Source organism: Streptomyces sp. 184, from assembly GCF_045781775.1.
GTDB lineage: Bacteria > Actinomycetota > Actinomycetes > Streptomycetales > Streptomycetaceae > Streptomyces.
This window is the reverse complement of the sequence record NZ_CP123230.1, coordinates 5,212,634-5,232,078: the sequence shown is the minus strand read 5'-3', so window position 1 is coordinate 5,232,078 and position 19,445 is coordinate 5,212,634. Positions and strand designations below refer to the sequence as shown.

The 19,445-nt window shown below is 75.1% G+C and carries 20 protein-coding genes; 11 read left to right on the top strand and 9 right to left on the bottom strand.

Features of this window, described 5'->3' with window-relative positions; translation table 11 throughout:
* Positions 1–243: 243 nt before the first annotated feature.
* Positions 244–1,287: a DUF6777 domain-containing protein gene (locus QBL21_RS22135; protein ID WP_407563967.1), complete on the top strand. Its 1,044-nt coding sequence runs from the start codon at positions 244–246 to the stop codon at positions 1,285–1,287.
* Here the strand turns inward: QBL21_RS22135 and QBL21_RS22130 are convergent.
* Positions 1,258–2,802, bottom strand: coding sequence for a cytochrome P450 (locus QBL21_RS22130; protein WP_407563966.1), 1,545 nt, complete (start codon positions 2,800–2,802; stop codon positions 1,258–1,260). The two genes, QBL21_RS22135 and QBL21_RS22130, sit on opposite strands and share 30 nt — an antisense overlap.
* 77 nt (positions 2,803–2,879) lie before the next feature.
* On the opposite strand from QBL21_RS22130, the gene QBL21_RS22125 reads away from it, so the two are divergent.
* From QBL21_RS22125 to rox, 3 genes are all read left to right on the top strand, one after another.
* The gene (locus QBL21_RS22125) at positions 2,880–3,530 is read left to right on the top strand and encodes a TetR/AcrR family transcriptional regulator (protein ID WP_407563965.1); all 651 of its coding nucleotides are present in this window, start codon (positions 2,880–2,882) and stop codon (positions 3,528–3,530) included.
* Between the two features lie 138 nt (positions 3,531–3,668).
* Positions 3,669–4,661 carry an Acg family FMN-binding oxidoreductase gene (locus QBL21_RS22120; RefSeq protein WP_407563964.1) on the top strand — a complete coding sequence of 331 codons (993 nt, stop codon included), beginning with the start codon at positions 3,669–3,671 and terminating at the stop codon, positions 4,659–4,661.
* A gap of 167 nt (positions 4,662–4,828) precedes the next feature.
* Positions 4,829–6,271, top strand: a complete 1,443-nt coding sequence (rox, locus tag QBL21_RS22115; RefSeq protein WP_407563963.1) for a rifampin monooxygenase — start codon at positions 4,829–4,831, stop codon at positions 6,269–6,271.
* A gap of 14 nt (positions 6,272–6,285) precedes the next feature.
* On the opposite strand, the gene QBL21_RS22110 is transcribed toward rox, so the two are convergent.
* Together QBL21_RS22110 and QBL21_RS22105 are read right to left on the bottom strand one after the other, a co-directional pair.
* The gene (locus QBL21_RS22110) at positions 6,286–7,170 is read right to left on the bottom strand and encodes a helix-turn-helix domain-containing protein (protein WP_407563962.1); all 885 of its coding nucleotides are present in this window, start codon (positions 7,168–7,170) and stop codon (positions 6,286–6,288) included.
* A gap of 195 nt (positions 7,171–7,365) precedes the next feature.
* Positions 7,366–8,142: a class I SAM-dependent methyltransferase gene (locus tag QBL21_RS22105; RefSeq protein WP_407563961.1), complete on the bottom strand. Its 777-nt coding sequence runs from the start codon at positions 8,140–8,142 to the stop codon at positions 7,366–7,368.
* Positions 8,143–8,292: 150 nt separating this feature from the next.
* On the opposite strand from QBL21_RS22105, the gene QBL21_RS22100 reads away from it, so the two are divergent.
* Both QBL21_RS22100 and QBL21_RS22095 read left to right on the top strand, forming a co-directional pair.
* Positions 8,293–9,111 carry a CoA transferase subunit A gene (locus QBL21_RS22100; RefSeq protein WP_407566509.1) on the top strand — a complete coding sequence of 273 codons (819 nt, stop codon included), beginning with the start codon at positions 8,293–8,295 and terminating at the stop codon, positions 9,109–9,111.
* Positions 9,112–9,161: 50 nt separating this feature from the next.
* Positions 9,162–9,887, top strand: coding sequence for a CoA-transferase subunit beta (locus QBL21_RS22095; RefSeq protein WP_407566508.1), 726 nt, complete (start codon positions 9,162–9,164; stop codon positions 9,885–9,887).
* A 33-nt stretch (positions 9,888–9,920) separates the two neighbouring features.
* On the opposite strand, the gene QBL21_RS22090 is transcribed toward QBL21_RS22095, so the two are convergent.
* Positions 9,921–11,381, bottom strand: coding sequence for an aldehyde dehydrogenase family protein (locus tag QBL21_RS22090; RefSeq protein WP_407563960.1), 1,461 nt, complete (start codon positions 11,379–11,381; stop codon positions 9,921–9,923).
* Between the two features lie 92 nt (positions 11,382–11,473).
* Between QBL21_RS22090 and QBL21_RS22085 the strand changes: the two genes are divergently transcribed.
* Positions 11,474–12,259 (top strand): IclR family transcriptional regulator C-terminal domain-containing protein, encoded by a 786-nt coding sequence (locus tag QBL21_RS22085; RefSeq protein WP_407563959.1) that lies wholly within the window; start codon positions 11,474–11,476, stop codon positions 12,257–12,259.
* Between the two features lie 25 nt (positions 12,260–12,284).
* Here the strand turns inward: QBL21_RS22085 and QBL21_RS22080 are convergent, their stop codons facing one another.
* Together QBL21_RS22080 and QBL21_RS22075 are read right to left on the bottom strand one after the other, a co-directional pair.
* The gene (locus QBL21_RS22080) at positions 12,285–13,583 is read right to left on the bottom strand and encodes an MFS transporter (protein ID WP_407563958.1); all 1,299 of its coding nucleotides are present in this window, start codon (positions 13,581–13,583) and stop codon (positions 12,285–12,287) included.
* On the bottom strand, positions 13,580–14,275 hold the full coding sequence (locus QBL21_RS22075; protein WP_407563957.1) for a winged helix-turn-helix domain-containing protein: 696 nt from the start codon (positions 14,273–14,275) through the stop codon (positions 13,580–13,582). Before QBL21_RS22075 ends, QBL21_RS22080 begins: the two co-directional genes overlap by 4 nt.
* Before the next feature lie 71 nt (positions 14,276–14,346).
* On the opposite strand from QBL21_RS22075, the gene QBL21_RS22070 reads away from it, so the two are divergent.
* From QBL21_RS22070 to QBL21_RS22055, 4 genes are all read left to right on the top strand, one after another.
* Positions 14,347–15,240: a hypothetical protein gene (locus QBL21_RS22070; RefSeq protein WP_407563956.1), complete on the top strand. Its 894-nt coding sequence runs from the start codon at positions 14,347–14,349 to the stop codon at positions 15,238–15,240.
* 76 nt (positions 15,241–15,316) lie between these two features.
* Positions 15,317–15,886: a carboxymuconolactone decarboxylase family protein gene (locus QBL21_RS22065; RefSeq protein WP_407563955.1), complete on the top strand. Its 570-nt coding sequence runs from the start codon at positions 15,317–15,319 to the stop codon at positions 15,884–15,886.
* On the top strand, positions 15,883–16,752 hold the full coding sequence (locus QBL21_RS22060) for an RNA polymerase sigma-70 factor (protein WP_407563954.1): 870 nt from the start codon (positions 15,883–15,885) through the stop codon (positions 16,750–16,752). The genes QBL21_RS22065 and QBL21_RS22060 overlap by 4 nt, the downstream gene beginning before the upstream one ends.
* A gap of 164 nt (positions 16,753–16,916) precedes the next feature.
* The gene (locus QBL21_RS22055) at positions 16,917–17,279 is read left to right on the top strand and encodes a nuclear transport factor 2 family protein (RefSeq protein ID WP_407566507.1); all 363 of its coding nucleotides are present in this window, start codon (positions 16,917–16,919) and stop codon (positions 17,277–17,279) included.
* 95 nt (positions 17,280–17,374) lie between these two features.
* On the opposite strand, the gene QBL21_RS22050 is transcribed toward QBL21_RS22055, so the two are convergent.
* The 3 genes from QBL21_RS22050 to QBL21_RS22040 form a co-directional block, all read right to left on the bottom strand.
* Positions 17,375–18,298 carry an NADP-dependent oxidoreductase gene (locus tag QBL21_RS22050; protein ID WP_407563953.1) on the bottom strand — a complete coding sequence of 308 codons (924 nt, stop codon included), beginning with the start codon at positions 18,296–18,298 and terminating at the stop codon, positions 17,375–17,377.
* Between the two features lie 139 nt (positions 18,299–18,437).
* Positions 18,438–18,635, bottom strand: a complete 198-nt coding sequence (locus QBL21_RS22045; RefSeq protein WP_407563952.1) for a hypothetical protein — start codon at positions 18,633–18,635, stop codon at positions 18,438–18,440.
* Positions 18,632–19,234 carry a DUF5994 family protein gene (locus QBL21_RS22040; RefSeq protein WP_407563951.1) on the bottom strand — a complete coding sequence of 201 codons (603 nt, stop codon included), beginning with the start codon at positions 19,232–19,234 and terminating at the stop codon, positions 18,632–18,634. Before QBL21_RS22040 ends, QBL21_RS22045 begins: the two co-directional genes overlap by 4 nt.
* Positions 19,235–19,445: the final 211 nt, after the last annotated feature.

Sequence of the window (19,445 nt, the reverse complement as noted above, 5' to 3'; positions counted from 1 at the left end):
GCTCCCTCCGCTTGCGGCGGTCGCCGACGGCCGTTCTCCCACCTCAACGGTAGCGGCGGCGCCCCGGGCCGCGGCGGGCGGGCGGCGTCCCGCCGATGGCGGCTCTCGGCTTGCGCACACCTTGGTAACAATTCAGACAATGGGCTCGGAAGGTGTCCATCCGGCCCCGATAGGGAGACCCTCGTGCCCCGTCTGCGTTCCGCGCGCCGTGCACCGCTGCCGTCGCGCCGTGTCCCGCGCCCCGTGCGCCCCACGCCGCGGCTGCCGCGCTCCGCGCACCTCGCCGGAGTCGCGGCGGTGGCCCTGGCCCTGTCGGTCTCGGCGGCGTCCTGCGCCGCCCCCGGACAGGGCGGCCGGGCCAGCGCCGCCGACCCGTCGGCGGAACTGGTGCTCCAGCCCGTCGCCGACCGCGGGCACAACCCGTTCACCCCGAGCACCGCGACGCCCGACGGCGCCGACCCGTCGCCCTCGCCCACCGCCTCGCCGCCCGACAGCGCGCCGCCGGCGGACCCGGGCAGGCACCAGTCGGTGTCGGGCGGGACGGCCGGGCTCTACGGCGGCGTACGGAACGTCCCGAGCTGCGACATCGACAGGCAGATCGCCTTCCTCGGCCGGGACCCCGACAAGCAGGCGGCGCTCGCGCAGACCCTGCGGGTCGACGAGGCGGACCTGCCGGGCTACATGCGCGAGCTGACCACCGTGCTGCTGCGCGCCGACACCCGCGTGACCGGCTACGGCTTCGCGGACGACGAGGCGACCGCGTACCAGTCGGTGATGCAGGCCGGCTCCGCGGTGCTGGTCGACGACACGGGCGTGCCGCGGGTGCGGTGCGCGAGCGGCAGCCCCCTGACGGCGCCCGAGAAGCTGTCGGGCAACCTCCGCTACGGCGGCACGGGCTGGCGCGGCTACCGGCCGTCGCGGACCGTCGTGGTCACCCCGGCGAAGCAGGCGCTGTCCAAGCTCGTGATCGTGGACGTCTCGACGAACCTGTGGTTCGAGCGGCCGGTCGGCGGGCGGCCCGGCGAGGACCGGAAGCTGGCGCAGCCGCCGCCGAACCCGTTCGCGCCGCCGTCGCCGGAGCCGAGCGGCAGCCCGAGCAGCCCCAGCGCCGAGCCCACGAAGAGCCCCGGGGAGCCGACCGAGGTGCCGACCGACGGACCCGGGACCGAGTCCGGGCAGCCGAGCACCGCCCCGCCGCTGCCGGGCGGCGCCGAGGACCCGGACCACGAGCGGGTCTCGGCCGGCGCGTCGGCCGGGTCAGGCGGGGGAGACGCGTCGGCACGGTGAGCTTGCCGGCTCCGCCGCCGCTCCTGCCGCTCCCGCCGCTCCTGCCCCTCCCGCTGCTCCCGCTGCTCCCGCCGCCCTCGTCGCCGTACGGGGCGCGGCGGGCCGGCGGCGCACCGGCGCCAGCGTGAACCCGCGCGGCATCAGCGTCAGCCGCTCGGCTATCTCCAGCCGGTAGCCGGGGTCGCCGCGCAGTTCGTACCGGCGCAGCAGCAGCCCGAGCACGAGCGTCGCCTCGTGCAGCGCGAACTGCCGCCCGATGCACGCCCGCTCGCCGGTGCCGAAGGGCTTGAAGACGTGCCCCGGCCGGGCCCGTACCCGCTCCGGCAGGAAGCGGTCCGGGTCGAAGCGGTCCGCCGCGCCCCACACCGCCGGGTCGCGGTGCAGCCCCGGGATCAGCACCATGGCCCACGCGCCCGCGCGCATCGGGTGGACGCCGCCCAGCACCGTGTCCGTACGCGCGGCGCGGGTGAACGCGGGCGCCGTCGGCCACATCCGCAGCGACTCGTCCAGCACCCGGCGCACGTAGCGCAGCTTGCTGACCTGCCGGTACGACGGCTCCTCGGCCGGCCCCCACACCTCGTCCACCTCGGCGCGGGCGCGGGCCGTCACCTCGGGGTGGCGGGCGAGGTAGTACAGCGCGAAGGACAGCGCGCCCGACGTCGTCTCGTGCCCGGCGACCAGGAACGTGATGATCTGGTGGCGGATGTTCTCGGGCGACAGCCGCTCCCCGGTCCGCGGATGGCGGGTGTGCAGCATCAGCCCGAGCAGGTCCTGCGCGTCCGGGTCCGGGCGCTCGGTGCGCTCCCGTACGACCTCGTCCACGACGGCGGCGAGATACGCGGCGTCGGCGGCGCCCCGGCGGCCGGAGCCGCGGTTCTTCACCGGGCTGAGCGGCCGGGGCACGTTGCCGCCCTGGGCGTGGCGCAGCGAGCGGACCATGGCGGCGATGAAGGGGTGCTGCTCGGTGCGCTCGAAGGAGCCGAAGTCGTAGCCGAAGCCGGTGTTCGCGATGGTCTCCAGGGTCAGCTTCGTCATGTCGGCGGAGACGTCGGCCGCGGTGCCGGCGGCGGCGTGCGCGTCCCACCCCCGGGTCAGCCGGCGGGCCATCGCGAGCATCACCGGGTGGTAGCGCTCCATCGCCTCGCGGGTGAAGGCGGGCGCGAGGATGTCGTGGCCGAGCTGCCAGTTGGGCTCGTGGCTGTGCGCGGTGAACAGGCCGTCGCCGCCGACGTCGCGCAGGTTGTGCACGGCGAGCACGACGCGCTTGGTGAAGCGCGACTCGTCCGCCAGCTCGGCGACCAGGTCGGCGCCGGAGACCACCACGATCTCCAGACCGAAGATCTTGCGCCGGAAGATCGGCCCCAGCTCCCGGGCCATCCGCAGCGAGTCCTGCACGGGCGTGCCGGGGTCGATGCCGAACACGTCGCCCAGCACCGGCAGCCGGCGGCGCGGGTGGGGGATGCGGTCCAGCTCCGGCCAGGGTCCGGGGCGGGTGCGTAAGAACGGCGTGGCCATCGTGCGCCTCCCTTATTGAACTCGATTCAGTACGCAGCGTGCGGCAGCGCTGAACCGGTGTCAAGTAAGGTGGCGCGATGGCTCGTTCCGGCTCTCGCGGTACGCAGACGGGGCGCCCGCGCACCCGCATGGGAACCGAGGAGCGGCGCCGCCAGCTCCTGCGGATCGGCGCCGAGCTGTTCGCCGAGCGGCCCTTCGACGACGTGTGGATCGAGGAGGTCGCCGAGCGCGCCGGCGTCTCGCGCGGACTGCTCTACCACTACTTCCCGACCAAGCGGCAGTTCTACGCCGCCGTCATCCGGCACGAGGGCGAGCGCCTGCTGCGGATGACCGAGCCCGACCCCGCCACGCCCGTCGGCCGGCAGGTGCAGCAGGGGCTGGAGGCGTACCTGCGCTACGCCGAGGAGCACGCACGCGGCCTGCGGGCCTTCCACCGCGCCTCGGCCGCGGGCGACCGGGAGATCCACGAGATCCACGAGCAGCTCCTCGCCGAGCAGGAGCGGCGGATCGTCACGGTGCTCGACGCCCAGGCCGCCGCCGGCCTGATCGACGGACCGGCGCCCGCGGCGCTGCGCCTGGCGGTGCACGGCTGGCTGGCGTTCGTCACGGCCGCGGTCCTGGACTGGCTGGAGCGGGGGGAGCCGTCGCGGGCGGAGGTGCGCGAGGTCTGCACGCGGGCGCTGCTCGGCGCGCTCGCGGGGGCGCGGGGGACCGAGTCGGGGGACTGAGACGGGGGTCCGGGACGGGGGGACGAAACGGGCGGCCGAGCCGCTGGGCGGGCCGCCGCAAGCGACCCCCGCGCGGGCCTCCGCACCCCGCTGACCACCCGATTCGTGGGGCGCGGGCAGCCGGCGTACGCTGGGATTATGGCCGCGCGAGCACTTGATGCCACCGGGGCCGCGGAACTCGTTCACGCCGCGACCGCGGCCCCCTCCATGCACAACGCGCAGCCGTGGCTCTTCCGCTGCCACCTCGGCCACCGGACCGTCGAGGTCCGCGCCGACCCGGCCCGCGCCATGCCGGCCTCCGACCCCGACCGGCGCTCCCTGCACGTCGGCTGCGGCGCCGCCCTGTGCAACCTGCGTACCGCCGCGGCAGCCGCCGGCTGGCGGACCGAGACCGCGCTCTTCCCCGACCCGGACGACGCGCTGCTGCTCGCCGTCGTCCGGCTCACCGACGCCGCCCCCGACGCGGCTCTGGCCTCGCTGGAGCCGCAGATCGCCCGGCGGCACTCCAGCCGCTGGCCGTTCGCGGACGAGCCCGTACCGCCCGGCGACGTCGCCGACCTCGTCGAGGCGGCGCGGGCCGAGGGCGCGGCGCTGGTGTTCCCCGACGCCTGGCACGCGGCGTCCCTGCTGGACCTGGTGCAGGACGCCGAGGTACGCGCCGCCGAGGAGCCGGACCGCGCCGCGGAGCTGGCCCGCTGGACGCACCCGGTGCCGGACACGGCCGACGAGGGCGTCCCCGGCTACGCCTACGGCCCCCGCCGCCGCGGCGGCGCCGCCCCCGTACGCGACTTCGCCGGCCGCAGCGAGCCGCCGGGGCGCAGCAGCGCGCCCTTCGAGGCCGCGCCGAACGTCGCCCTGCTGGGCACCGCGCAGGACACCCCCGCCGACTGGCTGCGCGCGGGCCAGGCCCTGGAGCGCGTGCTGCTGACCGCCACCCGCGCCGGACTCGCGGCCTCGCTGACGAGCGAGGCGCTGGAGTGGTCCGACCTGCGCGCGCTCGTACGCGACCCGCTCACCGACGTCGGCCAGGTCCAGATGGTCCTGCGCGTCGGCTACGGCCCGCGGGGCCCGACGACGCCGCGCCGGCCGCTGACCGAGGTCATGGAGATCGTCGGCAACCCGCGCCTGTAACCCGCGCCTGTTAACCCGCGTCCGAAAGGGGCCGGAACGACGAACGGCAAGGAGCACCGCGCTCCTTGCCACTCTCAACTTATAGCGCACCCCGGGGCTTGCGGCAAGGCCCGGGGCCTGTTGCAGAATCTCCCGCCGAAGCCATGACCTGCGGAAACGGGAGACTCATGAACGACGTGATCATCGCCGGCGGCGGCCCGACCGGGCTGATGCTGGCGGCCGAACTGCGGCTGCACGGCGTGCGCGTGGTCGTGCTGGACAAGGCGGCCGAGCCGACGAAGGTCGTGCGCGCGCTCGGGCTGCACGCGCGCACCGCCGAGGTGCTTGACCAGCGCGGCCTGCTGGAGAAGTTCCTCGCGCTCGGCACGCGGCACCCGGTCGGCGGCTTCTTCGCCGGCATCGCCAAGCCCCCGCCGGCGCGGCTGGACAGCGCGCACGCGTACGTCCTCGGCCTCCTCCAGACGATCACCGACCGGCTGCTGGAGGAGCACGCCGCCGAGGCCGGCGCCGAGATCCGCCGCGGCTGCGAGGTGGTCGGGCTGAGCCAGGACGACGACGGCGTGAGCGTCGAGGTCGCCGGATCCGGCGGCGCCGGCACCCCGCTGCGCGCCCGCTACCTCGTCGGCTGCGACGGCGGTCGCAGCACGGTGCGCAAACTGCTCGGCGTCGGCTTCCCCGGCGAGCCCAGCAGGGTCGACACGCTGCTCGGCGAGATGGAGCTGACGGCGTCGCCGGAGACGGTCGCCGCCGTCATGGCCGAAGTCCGCAGAACCCAGCTCCGGTTCGGCCTCATGCCGCTTCAGGACGGGTTGTACCGCGTCGGCGTACCGGCCGCGGGGGTGGCCGGGGACCGCTCGGTGCCGCCCGCCTTCGACGAGTTCACGGCGCAGCTACGCGCCGTCGCCGGCACCGACTTCGGCGTGCACTCCCCGCGCTGGCTCTCCCGCTTCGGCGACGCGACCCGGCTGGCCGAGCGCTACCGGGTGGGCCGGGTGCTGCTGGCCGGGGACGCGGCCCACATCCACCCGCCCGTCGGCGGGCAGGGACTCAACCTCGGCGTCCAGGACGCCTTCAACCTCGGCTGGAAGCTGGCCGCGGCGCTCGCCGGCTGGGCCCCCGCCGGGCTGCTGGACAGCTACCACGACGAGCGCCACCCGGTGGCCGCCGGTGTGCTGGACTTCACCCGGGCGCAGATGGAGCTGATGTCCACCGAGCCCGGCCCGCGGGCCGTGCGCCGGCTGATGGCGGAGCTCATGGACTTCGAGGAGGTCCACCGCTACCTGATCGAGCGGGTCATGGCGATCGGCATCCGCTACGACTTCGGCCCGGGCCCCGAACTGCTCGGCCGCCGGCTGCGGGACGTGAAGCTGAGCCGCGGCCGGCTGTACGAGCTGACGCGCACCGGCCGCGGACTCCTGCTCGACCGGACCGGGCGGCTGTCGGCGGCGGGCTGGGCGGACCGCGTGGACCACGTCGTCGACGACGCGCCGGAACTGGACGCAGCCGCCGTGCTGCTGCGCCCCGACGGGCACGTGGCCTGGGCCGGCGAGGACCAGGCCGATCTCCTCGACCACCTGCCGAGGTGGTTCGGCGCGCCCGCCGCCGGGTGACCCGGAGCCGGTCGCTAGTACTCGGCCAGCAACTGCTCCAGCATCGCCTGGCTCGCCTCCTGCTTCTCCGCCGCGGCGCACAGGCCGTCCATCGTCAGCAGATAGCGCTCGACGTCGTTGCGCTTGTCGAGGTAGAGGGCGCTGGTCAGTTGCTCGATGTACGCCACGTCCGGCAGGTCCGGCTCCGCGAAGCGCAGGATCGTCAGGGGGCTGACGACGGCGGCGAAGCGGCCGGTGGCCAGCCGGGCGACCTGGACCGTGATGTTCGACAGCTCCAGGATCCCCAGCAGGTGCTTGATCTGCGCGCGCATCACCGTGCGCCCGCCGAGCGGACGGCGCAGCGCCGCCTCGTCCAGCACCACCCAGTAGCGCGCCGGCTGCTCGGCGTGGCCGAGGATCTGCTGCCTGCGCAGCCGCAGGTCGACGTGGCGCTCTATGGCCGCCTCGTCCGCGTTCGGGTACGCCACCTGTGCGAACGCCCGCGCGTAGTCGGCGGTCTGGAGCAGGCCGGGGATGCGCTGGGCCTGGTAGGAGCGGATCAGCGAGGCGGCCTCTTCGAGGCCGAGGAACGTCTCCATCCAGGTGGGCGTGACGTCGCTGTACTGGTGCCACCAGCCGGTGGTGTTGGCGCCGCGGGCCAGCGCGAGGTAGTGCTCGCGCTCGGCCTCGTCGTCCACCCCGTACAGCGTGAGCAGGGCGGCGATGTCGTGCTCCTTGCAGCCGCCGCGGCCCAGCTCCAGCCGGCTCAGCTTGGGCTGCGAGGCGCCGATGGTGCGCGCGGCTGCCTGGAAGGTGATGCCGCGCTGCTCGCGCAGCCGCCGCAGTTGGTTGCCGAGGATGATGCGGCGGACGGTGGGGCCGCCTCGGGACGGGGCCGGCAGAGAGTTCGTCTCCGACATGCTTGGCGCGTGCATCGGGCTCCCAAGGATGATCAGGTCGCGCCCTTCAGTCTCGCATCGAAGGAGTCAACGTGTACAGGGAAAGCGATTGTTAAAGTTGAATATGCCTCTGGTACGCGGCAGTTACGCCTACGGGCCGTCAGGACCGAAAAAGGCGGACCGGGCGCAACCGGCCGGCCGGGCCGCCGGGGCCGCTCAGGGGCGCCGCGCGAGCACCGCGCGGGCGCGCGGGCTGCCGTCCGGCCGCCGCCCCAGCTCCGCCAGCGCCGCCGTCGCCACGGTGAACCCGGTGCGCTCCAGGTCTGCGACCACGTCGGGCAGCCGGAACGTCCGGTAGTACATGACGAAGGGCGGGCGCCACAGCGCGTTGCGCACCCGCATCACCGTGTCGAACCCCCACAGCGCCCAGTATCCCCGGGACCCGACCGGCGGCGGCGCGGGGACGGGGAACGCGAAGTACCCGCCGGGGCGCAGCGATCGGAAGACCTGCCCGAAGAGCGCCGGGCGCTCGGCGGGCAGGAAGTGGCCGAAGGCGCCGAAGCTCACGGCCAGGTCGAAGGCGGGCGCGAACGGCAGGGCCAGCGTGTCCGCCCGCACCCAGTGCGTCGGCGGCCGGCCGGCGGCGGCCGTATCCGCGTCCGAGCCCGGGTACGAGTCCCCGTCTCCGTCCCCGTCTCCGTACGCGCCGCGCGCCTCGGCGAGCATCCCGGCGCTGAAGTCGACGCCGACGACGCGCTCCGTACACAGCCTGCGCAGCACTCCCGCGCCCGCGCCCGTGCCGGTGCAGACGTCGAGGCCGCGCACGAACGGCCCCAGCGGCTCGACGGTGGCGGCGAACGCCTCCAGAACGCGGTCGGGGGTGCGGAACGGGGTGCTGTCGAACTTCGGCGCCAGCAGGTCGTAGCCGCGTTCCGTGGAGGACATCGCCTGCACGGTCAGCTCGAGAAGGGTCGGGCCCTCGGGACTGAACATCGGTGGTCAGCGTAGTGCGTCGGCCGCCCCCCACCGGTGTACGTGTCCTGCCCGCCGGGCCGTTGACACGCCCGGACGGCCGGTCCCAGACTCGGACCGGAGGTGGCGAACCACTGTGCGCAGGACGAACACCCCGGGGAGCAGGGCGCCATGGCGGAGATCCTGACCTTGCGGGACGCGGTGGCCGAGCTGGTCCACGACGGCGACACCATCGCGATGGAGGGCTTCACGCACCTGATCCCGTTCGCCGCGGCGCACGAGGTCATCCGCCGGGGCGCCACCGACCTGACGCTCGTACGGATGACCCCGGACCTGGTCTACGACCAGCTCATCGGCGCGGGGCTGGCCCGCAAACTCGTCTTCTCCTGGGGCGGCAACCCCGGCGTCGGCTCGCTGCACCGCTTCCGCGACGCGGTCGAGAACGGCTGGCCCCGGCCGCTGGAGGTCGAGGAGCACAGCCACGCCGGCATGGCCAACCGCTACGTCGCCGGCGCCGCCGGCCTGCCGTTCGCCGTCCTGCGCGGCTACCGCGGCACCGGGCTCGCGGCCCGTACCCCCACCGTCGCCACCGTCACCTGCCCGTTCACCGGCGAGGAGCTGGCGGCCGTGGCCGCGGTCAACCCCGACGTCGCCGTCATCCACGCCCAGCAGGCCGACCGCGCCGGGAACGTGCAGCTCTGGGGGCTGACCGGGGTGCAGAAGGAGGCCGTGCTCGCCGCCCGGCGCTCGCTGGTCACCGTCGAGGAGGTCGTCGGCGAACTGCGCCCCCGGCCCGGCGCCGTCGTGCTGCCGGGCTGGACCGTCACCGCCGTCGCGGAGGTGCCGGGCGGCGCCCACCCCTCGTACGCGGCGGGCTATTCCGTACGCGACAACGCCTTCTACCGCGACTGGGACGCACTCTCCCGCGACCGCGCCGCATTCGCCGCCTGGCTGGAGGAGCACGTACGCCGTGGCGGAGCGCCCCGGTGACGCCGCCCGCGCGGCCGGGCGCCGGGCCCGGGTGGAGCTCCGACGAGCTGATGGAGGTCAACGCCGCCCGGGCGCTGGCCGGCGCCCGCACCTGCTTCGTCGGCATCGGCCTGCCCAGCACCGCCGCCAACCTCGCCCGCCGCACCGCCAACCCCGGCCTCGTCCTCGTCTACGAGTCCGGCGCGGTCGGCGCCAAGCCCGGCCGGCTGCCGCTCTCCATCGGAGACGGCGAACTCGCCGACACCGCCGACGCCGTGGTCTCCGTACCCGAGGTCTTCAACTACTGGCTCCAGGCCGGCCGGATCGACGTCGGCTTCCTCGGCGCCGCCCAGCTCGACCCGTACGCCAACATCAACACCACCGCCGTACGCGCCGGCCCCGGCCGCCCCGACCTGCGGCTGCCGGGCGCGGGCGGCGCCCCGGAGATCGCGGCGAACTGCGGCGAGGTCCTCATCGTCCTCCGCCACACCCGCCGCAGCTTCGTCCCCGCCCTGGACTTCCTCACCTCGATCGGCCACGGCACGGGCCCCGGCGACCGGGCCCGCCTCGGCCTGCCCGGCCGCGGCCCGAGCGCGGTCGTCACCGACCTGGGCATCCTGCGCCCCGCGCCGGACACGGCGGAACTGGTGCTGACCGACCTGCACCCCGGCGCGACCCTGGCGCAGGCCCGCGCCGCCACGGGCTGGGACCTGCGCACGGCACCGGTCGTACGCACCACGCCGGAGCCCACGGCCGCCGAACTGACGGCACTGCGCGCGCTGAAGTCCGGCGCCTGACCCGCGCCGCCGCGGCCGGCCGTCCGCCAGGCGCTAGAACGGATAGTGCGGCTGCCGCGTCGCCAGCGTGACCCACCGCGTGTTGCTGAACGCCTCCAGGCCCCACCGCCCGCCGAACCGGCCGAACCCGCTGGCGCCCACCCCGCCGAACGGCGCCATCGGCTCGTCCGCGACCGACTGGTCGCCGACGTGCACGATGCCGGTGCGCACCCGGCGGGCCACCCGCAGGCCGTGCGTGCCGTTCTCCGTGAGGATCCCGCACGTCAGCCCCCGGTCCGTGTCGCCGGCCAGGGCCACCGCCTCGTCGTCGTCCGCGAACTCCGCCAGCGACACCACCGGGCCGAACGCCTCCTCGCGGTGCAGCGCCGCGTCCCGCGGCACCCCGGCGAGGACCGTCGCCGGGTACACCGCCCCCGCCGGCTCCCCGCCGCCCGCCAGCACCGCCGCGCCCCGCTCCACCGCGTCCGCGACCAGCCCCGCGACGCGACGGGCCGCCGTCTGGCTGATCAACGGGCCGATGACGGTGGCGGGTTCGCGCGGGTCCCCGGCGGGCAGCGACGCCGCCTTCGCGGCCAGCTTCTCTGTGAACTCGGCGGCCAGCGACGCGTGGACGAGGATCCGGTCGCCTGACATGCAGATCTGCCCCGAGTTGTGGAACGCGCCGAACGCCGCCGCGTGCACCGCGTGGTCCACGTCCGCGTCGTCGAGCACCACGATCGCGTTCTTCCCGCCCAGCTCCAGCAGCGCCGGCTTCAGGTGCCGGGCGGCGTGCGCGCCGACGATCCGGCCGACGTCCGTGGAGCCGGTGAAGTTCACGGCCCGTACCCGCTCGTCCGCGATCAGCGCCTCGGCGACGCCCGCGGCGTCCGCGGGGTCGTTGGTGAGCACGTTGAGCACCCCGTCCGGCAGCCCCGCCTCGCGCAGCACGCCGGCGACGAACAGCCCGCCGCAGACCGGCGCCTGCTCGCTCGCCTTCAGCACCACCGTGTTGCCCGCGCCGAGCGCCGCCGCGACCGCCCGGGTGCCGAGGATCAGCGGGGCGTTCCAGGGCGCGAACGCGGCGACGACGCCCAGCGGTTCCCGTAACGCGAGGCTGAGCGCGCCCTCCTCGTTCGTGGCCAGCACCTCGCCGCGCGGCCGGGACATCGCGGCGGCCGTCTCGCGCAGGAAGTCCGCGGCGAGCCCGACGTTGAACCGCGCCCACGGCCCCGTCGCCCCCACCTCCCGCGCCATCAGCGCCACCGCCTCGTCGGTGCGCGCCTCCAGCAGGTCGGCCGCCCGCCGGAACACCCGCCGGCGGGCGGCGGGCCCGGTCGCGGACCACCCGGCGAAGGCCGCGTCCGCGGCGCCCACCGCGCGCTCCGCGTCCGCCGCGCCGGCCGCGGCGACGGTCGCGAACACCTCGCCGGTGTACGGGTCGAAGTCCTCGGTCGTACGCTCCGAGGCGGCCGGCACATCCCTGCCGCCGATCAGGAGGTCACGGTGCACGCTCATGGCTCCCCCTCCGGTGCCCACCCCTCGTGTGCGCGAGGCGAACGACAATTCTCACAGGGAACTTAGATGCGACGCGAGCGGCGAGGCAAGATATGAACGTGCAGGGCCGGGAACCACACTTCGTCCAGTCCTTCGACCGAGGGCTCGCGGTCATCCGCGCGTTCGACGCGGACCACCCCGAGCTGACCCTCAGCGACGTCGCGCGCGCCTGCGACCTCACCCGCGCCGCCGCCCGCCGCTTCCTGCTCACGCTGCTCGACCTCGGCTACGTCCAGAGCGACGGCCGGCTCTTCCGCCTCACCCCGCGCGTGCTGGAGCTGGGCTACGCCTACCTGTCGAGCTTCTCGCTCCCGGAGATCGCAGAACCCCACCTCGAACGGCTGGTCGCCGAGGTGCGCGAGTCGTCCTCGCTGTGCGTGCTGGACGGCGACGACATCGTCTACGTCGCCCGTGTGCCCACCAGCCGCATCATGACCGCCGCCATCACGGTCGGCACCCGCTTCCCCGCGTACGTGACCTCCGTGGGCCGCGTCATCGTCGCCCACCTCCCGCAGCCGGAGATCGACGACCGCCTCGCCCGCGCCCGCCTCGACCCGCTGACCCCGCGCACCGTCACCGCCGCGGAGACGCTGCGCGCCGAGCTGACGCGGGTGCGCCGGCAGGGGTACGCGATCGTGGACCAGGAGCTGGAGGAGGGCCTGCGCTCGGTCGCGGCCCCGGTCCGGGACCGCGACGGCACGGTCGTCGCGGCCGTCAACATCCCGGTGCACGCGAGCCGGAACTCGGTCGAGTCGGTACGCCGCGACCTGCTGCCGCACCTGCTGGCGGCGGTCGCCAGGATCGAGGCGGACCTGCGGGTGACACGCGCCCGGCCCTGACCCGCGAGGGGCGCCGCCGCGAGCGCTACGCGGGCGCCGGCCCCGAGGGCTCGTCCGCCGCGGCCCGGCCGGCGGGAGCGGCCCCGGGCAGCAGGCGGGTGCGCGGCACGGGTGAGGGCAGCAGCCACAGCACCGCCAGCGCGGCGCCGGCCGTCGCCACCCACAGCGTCGGCCGCAGCCCGAGGGCGCTGCCCAGCGCCCCGCCCGCGAGCGCGCCGAGCGGGCGGACGCCGAAGTTGACGGTCTGGAAGGCGCCGAGTACCCGGGAGCGCAGCTCGTCGGGGATGGCCGCGGCGAAGTAGGAGTTGGCCGAGATGTCGAGGATCATCACGCCGAACGCGGAGGCGGACTCCGCGGCCAGCAGCATCCCGACGACCACCGGGGTGGGCCCGCCGGCCAGCGGGACCAGCGTCAGCGGCACGCTGAACCCGGCGAACCCCGCGGTCATCGCGGGCCCCACCCCGAACCGCGCCACGATCCGGGCCGCGAGGACCGCGCCGGCCAGGCCGCCGATCCCGCCGGCGCCGAGCGCGGCGCCGAGGAGCCCCGGTCCGAGGCCCAGCTCCCCGGTCGCGTAGAGGACGAACAGCGCCTGGAAGATGAAGTTGAAGAAGTTGAGCGTCGCCGTCGCGGCAGCGCAGGCGCGCACCGCGGGCGCCCCCAGAACCCACCGGATCCCGGCCGACGCCCGGCTCTTCTCCCGTGCGGCGGGCGGCGGTTCCGCGGGGGAGATCCGGCCGAGGAAGAGCGCCGAGACGAGATAGCTGAGCGCGTCGAGGAGCAGCGCGAACGGCGCCGTGGCCACCTGCACCAGACCGCCGCCCACCCCGGGCCCGGCCGTGAACGCCAGCGCCCGGCTGCCGTTGAGCAGCGAACTGCCCTGGACGTAGCGCTCGACGGGCAGCAGGGCGACGTACACGGTGCCGGCGCAGACGTTGAACAGCGCGCCGAGGGTGCCGACCGCGAAGGCGGCGGCGTACAGGTGCGTGAGCGTCAGCGCGTCGAGCGCGTACGCCACGGGGACCGAGGCCACGGCCACCAGCCGGCCGAGGTCGGCGGCGATCATCACCCGGCGGCGGCTGCGCCGGCGGTCGGCCCAGGCACCTGCGGGGATCGAGAAGAGCAGCGCGGGCAGCAGCGCGGCGGCGGTGAGCAGGCCCATCTCGGCGGCGCCGGCGCCGAGGAGCAGCACGGCGGCGAGGGGGAGGGCGATGCGGTGGACCTCGTCGCCGAGGAGGGAGACGCTCTGGGCGGCCCAGTAGCGGCGGAAGGGGCGGTCGCGCAGCAACTCGGGTACGGCGGGCAGGCGGCGGGCGCGTATCACGACGGGCGCGGCGGACGCCCGGCGGCGGGTTCGGCTTCGGCAGGGCCCGCGGGTTCGGCGGGTTCGGCCGGATCGGCAGTCGAGTCAGACGGACCCGCCGCCTCCGCCGCCTCCTCCGCCTCCGGCACGTCGGCCGGGTCGACGAAGGCCAGGCGCAGCAGGCTGACCAGCCGGGCGCCCTCCGGGCGGCGCGCGGGGTCCTCGTGGCGGTCGTCGTAGCGGGACAGCAGCCGTGCCATCTCCTTAGTCAGCCCGGTCAGCTCCTCGGGCGTGAGGTAGAGGTTCCAGTCGCCGGAGTGCTCCGCGGCCTGCCACACGCGGGGCAGCCGGTGGCGGACGGCGAGCGCGGCGCTCAGCTTCCGCACGTACGCGTCCACCTGCGCCATCGTGAGATCCGCGACGGCCTCGGTCGCGGCGGGGTCGTCGTACGCGGCCTCCCAGTGCGTCGTACGCGCCGTGGCCCGCCACGGCTTCTCGCGCCCGCGTCCGCCGCCGCTCTGCTCGACGAACCCGTACTTGGCGAGCATCCGCAGGTGGTACGAGCACCCGGCGACGGACTCCCCGGTCAGCTCCGCGGCCCGGGTGGCGGTGAGCGGCCCGTGGCGGCGGAGCAGGCCGACCAGCTCCATCCGGGTGGGGTGGGCGTAGGCGCGCAGGGCGCGGGCGTCGGTGAGGTCGATGCGGTCCGGCATGCTTCTAAAGATATCTTTAGAAAGGTTTCTTCAGAAGACCGGTGGGCCGGTGGAGGGGAAGATGGTGACCGATGGACCTGGAGAGCGTCGCCGACGAGCTGTACGCGCTGCCGCCGGGCGAGTTCACCGCCGCCCGCGGCCGGCACGTCGCCGCGGCGCGTACGGCCAGGGAGCCGGCGCTCGCCAAGCAGATCGCCGCACTGCGCCGGCCGACGCTCGCCGCCTGGGCCGGCAACCTGCTGGTGCGCTCCGCGCCCGAGCAGGTCGACGCGCTGCGCCGGCTCGGGGAGGGCCTGCGCGCGGCGCAGGACCGGCTCGCGGGGGAGGAACTGCGCGAGCTGACCCGCCAGCGCAACGCCCTGGTCGCCGAACTCGCCCGCGAGGCCCGCCGGCTCGCCGCCGAGGCCGGCCAGCCCGTCGGCGACGCCGTCCAGCACGAGGTCGAGACGACCCTCCACGCCGTCCTCGCCGACCCGGACGCGGCCCGCGAGTGGGCCGCCGGCCACCTCGCCAAGCCCCTCACCGTCCGCTCCGGCTTCCCGGGCACCACCGCCTCGTCCACCGCCACCTCCGGCTCCACCTCCGCCCCCGCGTCCCGCCCCGCCCGCAGGCGCCACCTCAAGGTCGTCAGGGACCCCGGCAAGGCCCGCGCCGAAGAGCTGACCCGGGCCCGTAAGGAGGCCAAGGCCGCCGAACGCGAGGCCCGCGACCGCGACAAGGCCCTGCACCAGGACGAATCCCGGCGGGACGCGGCCGAATCCCGTCTGGAGGAGGCGGCCGCCCGCGTCGCCGAGCTGACCGGGCAACTGAGAGCCGCGGAGAAGGCGGAAACGCAGGCCCGCGAAGCCTTCGCGAAGGCCCGGCGCGCGGTCACCGCCACCACGCGCGCCACCCGGGAGTCCCGCAGAGCGGCCGACAGAGCCGCGGCGAAGGTGGCCGATCTGGAAGCCGAAACGGACACCTGAGACGCCCCCGCGGTGTCACGGCCGGTCCGCGGCCGGTGTCTCGATGGGGACCGGATCGCGTGACGAAGGAGAAACCGTGACCGTGCGTGTCCCCAAGGCGGAACTTCCCACCCAGTTGAAGGAGTCCATGACACAGCAGTTCGGAGAGGTGCCCGAGCCGGTGGAGGCGGTGTTCAACCACCCCGACCTGGCGGCGGCCACCCTGGAGTTCTCGGCGAAGCTGGCCACGTGGCGCGCCGTCGACGCGGGTCTGAAGTCGTTCGCGCACATGGCGGTCGCCTCGCTCGTCGGGTGCAGTTGGTGCCTCGACGTCGGCTACTTCCTCGCGCAGAACGAGGAGCTGGACCTGACCAAGGCCAGCCAGGTGCCGCGGTGGCGGGACTCGGAGGTGTTCTCGCCGCTGGAGCGCGAGGTGATGGAGTACGCGGAGGCGATGTCCGTCACGCCCACGACCGTCACCGACGAGCAGGCGGCGAGCCTGCTGAAGCAGCTCGGCTCCGCCGGTCTCGTGGAGCTGACGACGTACATCGGCTACGTCAATCTGTCGACAAGGGTGAACACGGCCCACGGGATCACCTCGCAGGGCTTCTCGGAGTCGTGCGCGGTCCCGCTGGCCGGGCGCCCGGAGAGTGCCGGCCGGGCGTGACGACGGCGCCCGACGACCCGTTCGTCTCCCACCGCAGCCTGCTGTTCACCGTCGCGTACGAGATCCTCGGCTCGGCGGCGGACGCGGAGGACGTCGTGCAGGAGTCCTGGCTGCGGTGGTCCGGCGCGGACCGGGCGCGGGTACGGGACGCGCGGGCGTACCTCGTACGCATCGTCACCCGGCAGTCGCTCAACCGCCTGCGGACGCTGGCGCGCCGGCGCGAGGACTACGTCGGCGAGTGGCTGCCGGAGCCGCTGCTGACCACGCACGACGTCGCCGAGGACGTGGTGCTCGCGGAGAGCGTGTCGATGGCGATGCTCACCGTGCTGGAGACGCTCGGGCCCACCGAGCGGGCGGTGTTCGTGCTCCGCGAGGTCTTCGACGTGCCGTACGACGAGATCGCCCGAGCCATCGGCAAGCCGGCGGCCACCGTGCGGCAGATCGCCCGGCGGGCCCGCGTGCACGTGGCGGCCCGCCGGCCGCGGGTGCGGGTCAGCAGCTCCGAGCAGCAGGCGGTGGTGGAACGGTTCCTGACCGCGCTGCGCACCGGGGAGCTGCGAGAACTCCTGGAGGTCATGGCGCCGGACGTGGTGATGGTCATCGACGGCGGCGGGTTCGTGCCCGCGGCCCTGTCCCCGGTCCGCGGGGGCCGGCAGGTCGCGGAGCTGCTCGCGAAGGTGAACCGCGTGGCGCTGGGGACGGCCGCCGTCTGGCTGAACGGCGCCCCCGCGGGGCGGATCGACTTCGACGGCGAGCCGGGCGCGGTGAGCCTGGAGCTGGCGGACGGAAAGATCACCCGGATCTACGTCGTCCGCAACCCCCGCAAGCTCACCCGCATCGACCACCCCGCCGACCTCACCCGGTGACGCGCGCAACACCGCGGCGGCAGCCGGCCGCGGTGTTGCGGTCCGTGCGTCCGCGACGCACTCGTTCCGGGCAGCGGCCTTACCTCTGCGGTAATCGACGCCGACGCGGGGTGCCCCGCATCGTGGAGGCATCGATCAGCAGTCGCTTCGTGGAGGTCAACACCATGTCGGCATACGAGTCCGCCGTCGCCCGCTACTTCACCGCCTGGAACGCCACCGACCCCGCCGAGCGGGAGAAGGCCGTCGCCGCGGCCTGGACCGAGGACGCCACGTACACCGACCCGCTGGCCGACGTCAGCGGCCACACCGGGCTCACCGCCGTGATCACCGGCGCGCAGGAGCAGTTCCCGGGCTTCGAGTTCCGCCTCCTCGGCCCCGTCGACGGCCACCACGACACCGCCCGCTTCACCTGGGAGCTGATCGCGCCGGACGGCTCGGCCCCGGTCCAGGGCTTCGACGTCGTCACCCTGGCCGAGGACGGCCGGATCACGTCCGTACGCGGCTTCCTCGACCGCGTGCCGGGCTGACCCGCCCCGGGCAGCCGCGGCGGCAGCCGTCGCCCGTCGTCCCGGTCGGCGCGCACGTCCCCGGAGGCGGGCCGGCGCGCCGCGGGCGGTCCGGTTCAGTCGTCCTCGGCGACCCGGATGACCGTCTTTCCGGGGGTGCGCCTGCCGGGTGCGAACGCGACTGCCGCCTCCGCGAGCGGGCGTACGCTCCCGACCAGGGGCTTGAGCCTTCCGTCCCGCAGCCGCCCGGCGAGATCGGCGAGGCGGGCCCGGTCGGGTTCCACGACGAAGAAGACCGCGCGCCCGTCGGCGGGCCGGACCCTCACCGGCTCGGCGATGGTGACCAGCGTGCCCCCGGGACGTACCAGGGCGGTGGAGCGGTCGAGGATCTCGCCGCCGATGACGTCGAAGACCACGTCGACCTCTCCGGCGTCCTCCAGGCGCTCCGACTCCAGGTCCACGAAGGCGTCGGCGCCCAGTCCGAGGGCGGTGGCCCGGTCGGCGGTGCGGCCGGTGCCGACCACCCGGGTGCCGGCCTCGCGGGCCAACTGCACCGCGATGGATCCGACACCGCCCGCCGCACCGTGGACGAGCACCGTCTGCCCCGTGGTGAGCCGGCCGTGGTCGAACAGCGCCTGCCAGGCGGTCAGTCCGGAGATGGGCAGGGCCGCCGCGGTGACGTGGTCGACGTCGGCGGGCAGCGGGGCGAGGTTGCGGGCCTCGACGGCGGTGAACTGGGCGAGCGAGCCGTTACGGGTCCAGTCGGTGAGCCCGTACACCCGCTGGCCGACGGTGAGTCCGGTCGTGCCGTAGCCCAACTCGGCGACCACGCCGGACAGCTCGTGCCCGGGCACGCTCGGCGTGCGGTCCCGGCCGGCGCGATCGGTCCACGTACCCGGCCAGTCCAGCTCACCGGGGGTGAACCCGGCGGCGTGCACCCGCACGATCACGTCGTTCTCGGCGGCATGCGGGTGGGGCAGGTCCGTCAGGGACATCCCTGCCGGACCTGCGTCACGGTCTCGAACGGTGATGGCTTGCACGGGAATCCGACTCCTTTCCGGGCAGCCCGACGTGGCCGCCGCTCCGCCCATCCTCGCGGACCCGCACGCCGTTCGCGGCGGTGGCACGCCTCACCGGCCGCCGCGGCCTCGGCCGCATCTCCGGGCAGGGCAGGCGCGCCTACCTTCTGTCGGGCAGCGGTCCCTTCGACGTGGGCGGCCCGCGCTTGCCGCCGTTCCTGCGGCGGCGGGAGGGGGTGTAGTGGTGGTTGGCGAGGCGTTCGGCCCGCTGGGCGTTGAGCAGGTGCAGGACGAGCGCGCCCAGCGCGATCATGCCGAGGAGGATGAGGACGGTGACGAGGGTCTCCACGTTGTTCACCTCTCCTTCGTGGAGGTCGGCGGCGGAGCAGTAGTTGCGGGGATGCGGGCGTGCGGGACCGGAGGGGATGCCGTACGCGGGAGCACGGTACGTCCGCCTTCGGAGTCCCAGATCGCCTGCTGGGCCGTGTCGCCCTCGGTCGAGTGCCGGCGGTGTCCGGCTTCCCGCATCATCCGGCTCGCCGTCCGCACCCGCGCGGGGTCGACGGCGGCGGCCGTCAGCCAGGCGGCGGCCTCGGGCGCGGTCTCGGGCGGGATGACCAGAAGATCCCAGCGGCCGGCGCCGTAGGAGCGCAGCAGCAGGCTGTGGGGGTCCAGCTCGGCGCTGAACCAGCCCACTTCGACCACATGGCCGGCGACCGGGATCCTGCGGGGCGTCTTTGGCCAGTGCGTGGAGTTCACCGCGAGGCGGATGATCCGCCCCCACAGCGGGTCCAGGACGGCGATCAGAGCGGGCAGCTCGGCGGTCAGGTCCCGGGAGCGGGGCCACCACGCGCCGTCCAGTGCCGCCGGCGCGGTGCCGGCGGTGAGCGCCAGCCGCGGGGGTACGGGGGTGAGCCGGTCTTCGGTTGTCGGCGGGGGGAGAGCGGTCGCGGTCATGGTGCCGACCTTGCTCCGGGCGGGCTGCGCCGCGGCCCGGGCTCGCGTACGCCGAAAACGGCACAGGCACGGAAGCTTGTGCACGAATTGCCTTCGGTGCTCTCAGTCTACTCCCCGCCCGCGGGTCACCGCGGGGTCGGCGCAGGTGAGGAGGCCGCACACCGGGCCGGACCGGGGCGGTCACGTCGTCGGAGGGTGCGGCCGGCGGCCG

Excerpts from the sequence above, each read along its gene's own strand:
- QBL21_RS22130 (WP_407563966.1), bottom strand. The coding sequence starts at position 2,802 with ATGGCCACGCCGTTCTTACGCACCCGCCCCGGACCCTGGCCGGAGCTG.
- QBL21_RS22125 (WP_407563965.1), top strand. The coding sequence starts at position 2,880 with ATGGCTCGTTCCGGCTCTCGCGGTACGCAGACGGGGCGCCCGCGCACC.
- QBL21_RS22120 (WP_407563964.1), top strand. The coding sequence starts at position 3,669 with ATGGCCGCGCGAGCACTTGATGCCACCGGGGCCGCGGAACTCGTTCAC.
- rox (WP_407563963.1), top strand. The coding sequence starts at position 4,829 with ATGAACGACGTGATCATCGCCGGCGGCGGCCCGACCGGGCTGATGCTG.
- QBL21_RS22110 (WP_407563962.1), bottom strand. The coding sequence starts at position 7,170 with ATGTCGGAGACGAACTCTCTGCCGGCCCCGTCCCGAGGCGGCCCCACC.
- QBL21_RS22105 (WP_407563961.1), bottom strand. The coding sequence starts at position 8,142 with ATGTTCAGTCCCGAGGGCCCGACCCTTCTCGAGCTGACCGTGCAGGCG.
- QBL21_RS22100 (WP_407566509.1), top strand. The coding sequence starts at position 8,293 with ATGGCGGAGATCCTGACCTTGCGGGACGCGGTGGCCGAGCTGGTCCAC.
- QBL21_RS22095 (WP_407566508.1), top strand. The coding sequence starts at position 9,162 with ATGGAGGTCAACGCCGCCCGGGCGCTGGCCGGCGCCCGCACCTGCTTC.
- QBL21_RS22090 (WP_407563960.1), bottom strand. The coding sequence starts at position 11,381 with ATGAGCGTGCACCGTGACCTCCTGATCGGCGGCAGGGATGTGCCGGCC.
- QBL21_RS22085 (WP_407563959.1), top strand. The coding sequence starts at position 11,474 with ATGAACGTGCAGGGCCGGGAACCACACTTCGTCCAGTCCTTCGACCGA.
- QBL21_RS22075 (WP_407563957.1), bottom strand. The coding sequence starts at position 14,275 with ATGCCGGACCGCATCGACCTCACCGACGCCCGCGCCCTGCGCGCCTAC.
- QBL21_RS22070 (WP_407563956.1), top strand. The coding sequence starts at position 14,347 with ATGGACCTGGAGAGCGTCGCCGACGAGCTGTACGCGCTGCCGCCGGGC.
- QBL21_RS22055 (WP_407566507.1), top strand. The coding sequence starts at position 16,917 with ATGTCGGCATACGAGTCCGCCGTCGCCCGCTACTTCACCGCCTGGAAC.
- QBL21_RS22040 (WP_407563951.1), bottom strand. The coding sequence starts at position 19,234 with ATGACCGCGACCGCTCTCCCCCCGCCGACAACCGAAGACCGGCTCACC.